Origin of the sequence: Streptomyces sp. SID3212 (assembly GCF_009865405.1) — a bacterium.
In the GTDB taxonomy this organism is placed as follows: Bacteria; Actinomycetota; Actinomycetes; order Streptomycetales; family Streptomycetaceae; genus Streptomyces.
In genome coordinates, this window is sequence record NZ_WWJY01001012.1 from 1 (window position 1) to 4826 (window position 4826).

5 protein-coding genes and 1 pseudogene are annotated in these 4826 nt (G+C 71.5%); 3 read left to right on the top strand and 3 right to left on the bottom strand.

Annotated features, from left to right (window positions below; translation table 11 throughout):
- Positions 1-113: 113 nt before the first annotated feature.
- Positions 114-554: a carboxymuconolactone decarboxylase family protein gene (locus GT042_RS30060; RefSeq protein ID WP_161311849.1), complete on the bottom strand. Its 441-nt coding sequence runs from the start codon at positions 552-554 to the stop codon at positions 114-116.
- 251 nt (positions 555-805) lie between these two features.
- On the opposite strand from GT042_RS30060, the gene GT042_RS30065 reads away from it, so the two are divergent.
- From GT042_RS30065 to GT042_RS30075, 3 genes are read left to right on the top strand one after another with little or no spacing between them, the layout of a single operon-like run.
- The gene (locus GT042_RS30065) at positions 806-2149 is read left to right on the top strand and encodes a glycosyltransferase family 4 protein (protein ID WP_161311850.1); all 1344 of its coding nucleotides are present in this window, start codon (positions 806-808) and stop codon (positions 2147-2149) included.
- 58 nt (positions 2150-2207) lie between these two features.
- Positions 2208-2957, top strand: a complete 750-nt coding sequence (locus GT042_RS30070) for a class I SAM-dependent methyltransferase (RefSeq protein WP_161311851.1) — start codon at positions 2208-2210, stop codon at positions 2955-2957.
- Complete coding sequence (locus GT042_RS30075; RefSeq protein ID WP_161311852.1) at positions 2954-4048, top strand: prenyltransferase; 1095 nt, start codon at positions 2954-2956, stop codon at positions 4046-4048. The genes GT042_RS30070 and GT042_RS30075 overlap by 4 nt, the downstream gene beginning before the upstream one ends.
- Before the next feature lie 88 nt (positions 4049-4136).
- Here the strand turns inward: GT042_RS30075 and GT042_RS30080 are convergent, their stop codons facing one another.
- Complete coding sequence (locus GT042_RS30080; protein WP_161311853.1) at positions 4137-4430, bottom strand: hypothetical protein; 294 nt, start codon at positions 4428-4430, stop codon at positions 4137-4139.
- A 127-nt stretch (positions 4431-4557) separates the two neighbouring features.
- Positions 4558-4826, bottom strand: a pseudogene (locus GT042_RS30085) (hypothetical protein); the annotation flags it as partial.

Sequence of the window (4826 nt, forward strand, 5' to 3'; positions counted from 1 at the left end):
AATCAAGCCCGTCCGGCGATTGAGGACAAATCAGTAAGCCGCGCCAGCGCACCGGGCAGACGCCGCAAACCAAGCCCGTCCGGCGTTTGAGGACAAAAGCGCGACCGCGGCGCCTACGCGGAAGGCGGCACCGGAAGCACCCCCCGCGCCGCAAAGACCCGCTTCGCGGCAAACGTCGCGTTCAGCGCCCGCGGCATCCCGCAATACACCGCCGCGTGCAACAACGCCTCCACGATCTCCTCCGGCGTCAGCCCCACATTCAGCGCCGCGTTGACGTGCACCTCAAGTTGGGGTTCACAACCCCCCAGCGCCGTCAGGATGCCGAGCGTGACCAGTTGACGGTCGCGCGGCGCCAGCCCGGGGCGGTCGTAGATTTCGCCGAAGGCCCAGGCGACGACCTGGTGGCCCAGCTCCGGGGACACGTCGGCGAGGGAGTCGATCACCTTCCGGCCGCCCTCGCCGTCGACCCTCCCGAGCACGTCCATGCCCCGGTCGAACCGGTCCTGACGGGTCTCGGCGGGCCCACTCTCGCCGCTGGTGTGGTCGGTGGTCATACGCCCTCCGGATACGGTCTGCCGGCACGTCGACGTGCGCGCCGGTCCAGCACGAACCGTAAAACTTCGAGCGCGCTCCAGGTCAAGCACGACACCGAGCACGACACCGAGCACGCACCGAGCACGACCCGCCCGCGCGAGCACCGTGGTGCGAATCACCCGATCCGGCCACTCCACCCCCGCTACCTGCCGGTAGATTCGGACCCTGCGGACGATCACGTCCGCAAGCGCAGTGAAGAAGGGGGCCGAGTGTGACCGCTGAGGCCATCGCGGCGGACACCGGGGCCGCAGCGTCCAACAGAAAAAGCGGCCCCCTGCGGATCGCCCTGCTCAGCTACAAGGGCAACCCCTTCTGCGGCGGCCAGGGCGTATACGTCCGCCACCTGTCCCGCGAGCTCGCCCTCCTCGGACACACCGTCGAGGTGATAGGCGCGCAGCCCTACCCCGTGCTCGACGCCGGCGTGCCCCTCACCGAGTTGCCCAGCCTCGACCTCTACCGGCAGCCCGACCCGTTCCGTACGCCGAAGCGTGACGAGTTCCGGGACTGGGTCGACGCCCTGGAGGTCGCCACCATGTGGACCGGCGGGTTTCCCGAGCCGCTCACCTTCTCGCTCCGGGCCCGGCGTCATCTCCTCGCCCGCCGGGGCGAGTTCGACGTCGTCCACGACAACCAGACGCTGGGGTACGGGCTCTTGGGGGACCTGGGCGCGCCGCTCGTCACGACCATCCACCACCCCATCACCGTGGACCGGCGGTTGGACCTGGCCGCCGCGCCGGACTGGGGGCGCCGGGCCTCCGTACGCCGCTGGTACGGCTTCACGCGCATGCAGAAGCGGGTCGCGCGCCGGCTGCCGTCCGTCGTGACCGTGTCCGGTTCGTCCAAGCAGGAGATAGGCGACGACCTCGGGGTACGGGCGGACCGTATCCACGTGGTCCCCATCGGCGCGGACACCCAGTTGTTCTCGCCCGACCCCTCCGTGCCCGAGATACCGGGCCGCATCGTCACCACCTCCAGCGCCGACGTCCCGCTCAAGGGCCTCGTGCACCTCGTCGAGGCACTGGCCAAGCTCAGGACCGAACACCCCGCCGCCCACCTGGTCGTGGTCGGCCGCCGGGCCGAGGACGGCCCTGTCGCGCGGGCCCTGGAGCGGTACGGGCTCGAAGACGCGGTCGAGTTCGTCAAGGGCATCTCCGACGCGGAACTCGTGGACCTGGTCCGGGGCGCGCAGATCGCCTGTGTGCCGTCCCTGTACGAGGGCTTCTCCCTGCCGGCCGCCGAGGCGATGGCCACCGGCACCCCGCTCGTCGCCACCACCGGAGGCGCGATCCCCGAGGTCGCGGGCGCCGACGGTGAGACCTGTCTGGCCGTGCCGCCCGGCGACGCGGGCGCGCTGGCCGCCGGGCTCGGACGGCTGCTGGAGGACCGGGAGTTGAGGGTACGGCTCGGCGCGGCGGGCCGGGAGCGCGTGCTGGCCCGGTTCACCTGGGCCAGGGCCGCGCAGGGTACCGCCGAGCTGTACCGCGCGGCGATCGCCGCGCGGCGCGACCGTACGCGCGGGGGAGCCGCCACGGCGGCCGGGGGCGTCTCCCGCTGATGCCACGCCCGGACTCCCCCTGTCATCCCCCTCTTCCCGACCGCGAAAGCAGGACCCTGTGCTGACCGTGGACTTCACCCGTTTCCCGCTCGCCCCGGGCGACCGCGTGCTCGACCTGGGGTGCGGCGCGGGCCGTCACGCCTTCGAGTGCTACCGGCGCGGCGCCCGGGTCGTGGCGCTCGACCGGAACGGCGAGGAGATCCGCGAGGTCGCCAAGTGGTTCGCCGCGATGAAGCAGGAGGGGGAGGCGCCGGAGGGCGCCACCGCCACCGCCATGGAGGGCGACGCGCTCAACCTGCCTTTTCCCGACGAGTCGTTCGACGTGGTCATCATCTCCGAGGTGATGGAGCACATACCCGACGACAAGGGCGTGCTCGCGGAGATGGTCCGGGTCCTGCGCCCCGGCGGCCGGATCGCCGTGACCGTACCGAGGTACGGCCCCGAGAAGGTGTGCTGGGCGCTGTCCGACGCGTACCACGAGGTCGAGGGCGGGCACATCCGCATCTACAAGGCCGACGAACTCCTCGGCAAGATGCGGGAGTCGGGGCTCAAGCCGTACGGTACCCACCACGCGCACGCGCTCCACGCGCCGTACTGGTGGCTCAAGTGCGCCTTCGGCGTGGACAACGACAAGGCGCTGCCCGTCCGCGCGTACCACCAGCTGCTCGTCTGGGACATCATGAAGAAGCCTTTCGCCACCCGGTTCACCGAGCGGCTCCTCAACCCGGTGGTCGGCAAGAGCTTCGTGGCCTACGCGACCAAGCCGCACCTGCCGGTGTCCGGCCTGTCCACGACGGACGCCGCGTGACCCTGCCAGGAGCCGGTCCCGGCCGTACGGAACACCTCGTCCTGCCCGGGGTCCTCACCGACGAGCAGGCCGCCGAGACGGTCGCCGGAATCCTCGCCGTCCAGCGGCCCGACGGGTCGATCCCGTGGTTCCGCGGCCACCACCTCGACCCCTGGGACCACGTCGAGGCGGCCATGGCCCTGGACGCGGCGGGGGAACCCGAGGCGGCCGGCCGCGCCTACGCGTGGCTGGCGGCGCACCAGAACGAGGACGGGTCCTGGTACGCGGCCTACGCCGACACCGACGGGACCGGACGGACGTGGGGCCACGACGACCGGAGCCGGGAGACCAACTTCTGCGCCTACGCGGCCGTCGGCATCTGGCACCACTACCTGGCCACGGGCGACGACGGCTTCCTCGACGGCATGTGGCCGGTCGTGCACGCGGCCGTCGAGTTCGTCCTGGCGCTCCAGCAGCCGGGCGGCGAGATCGGCTGGAAGCGGGAGGCCGACGGCTCACCTGTCAACGACGCCCTGCTGACCGGGAGTTCGTCCGTCTACCAGGCGCTGCGCTGCGCGCTCGCGATCGCCGGGGAACGTGAGGAGCCGCAGCCGGACTGGGAGTTGGCGGCCGGCGCGCTCGGCCACGCGATCCGCGAGCACCCGGAGCGTTTCCTCGACAAGAGCCGCTACTCGATGGACTGGTACTACCCGGTCCTCGGCGGCGCGATGACGGGGACGCAGGCCAAGGCCCGGATAGAGGACGGCTGGGACCGCTTCGTCGTCCCGGGCCTGGGGGTGCGGTGTGTCCTGCCCAACCCGTGGGTGACCGGTGGCGAGAGCTGTGAACTCGCCCTGGCACTGTGGGTGGTGGGGGAGTCCGACCGGGCACTGGAGATCCTCCAGTCCATCCAGCACCTGCGGGCCGGGGACGGCATGTACTGGACGGGGTACGTCTTCGAGGGCAACCGCGCCGTCTGGCCCGAGGAACGGACCACCTGGACGGCGGGGGCGCTGCTGCTCGCGGCGGCCGCGCTCGGTGGGGACGAGGCGACCACCGCGGTGTTCAGCGGCGAACGGCTGCCGTCCGGACTGGAACCGGACTGCTGCTGAACCGGACTGCTGCGGCTGAACGGCGTGGGTAATAAGAAGCCACTTGTGGGACACGTGGAGGCCGGTGAGCGCCGGCCGGGGCGCCGGGTCAGTGGCGGCGCAGCCGGCTGGCCAGCCCGTGGCCGATGAACAGGTAGACGACGGCGGCAAGACCGTAGCCACACACGACGCGGGCCCATGCCTCGTCGAAGGTGAACAGGTCGTAGGACCAGCCGGCCAGCCAGCGTGCCGCGTCCTGGATGAAGTCGACCAGTTCGTTGGCACGGTTGGCGTCCAGCAGGTACATCAGGATCCAGAGGCCCAGGATGAAGGCCATGATGTCCGCGATGACGATGATGATCGTCGCCGCGGAGCCGCTTCCACTGCGCGTCGTTGAGGACATGTCGAACGTGTTGCCGATTGTTCGAGGGTGAAACCCGCCGGGCGGCCCAGGATCCCCCCGTACACACAGGTGGCCCCCCACCCTGACCGGGCGGGGGGCCACACACGTACCAGAGGGGCTCGAACGGTCAGCCGCGCTGGATGCCGCTCGTGTCCTGGAGGACGCCACGGCGGCCGTCCTGCGTCTGGGCCACCAGGCCGGGACCGCGCTGTTCCACCGCGAGGTACCAGGTGCCGGGCGCCAGTTCGGCGATGGGGCTGGGCGAACCGTCCTCCCCGTACAGCGGCCGGGCCACCGGGACCGCGAACCAGAACGGCGCGAAGTCACCCGCGCCGGGACCGGCCGCGCCGCCCTGTGACGGGGACTGCTGGCCCTGCGGCCGGCCGGCCCCCGACT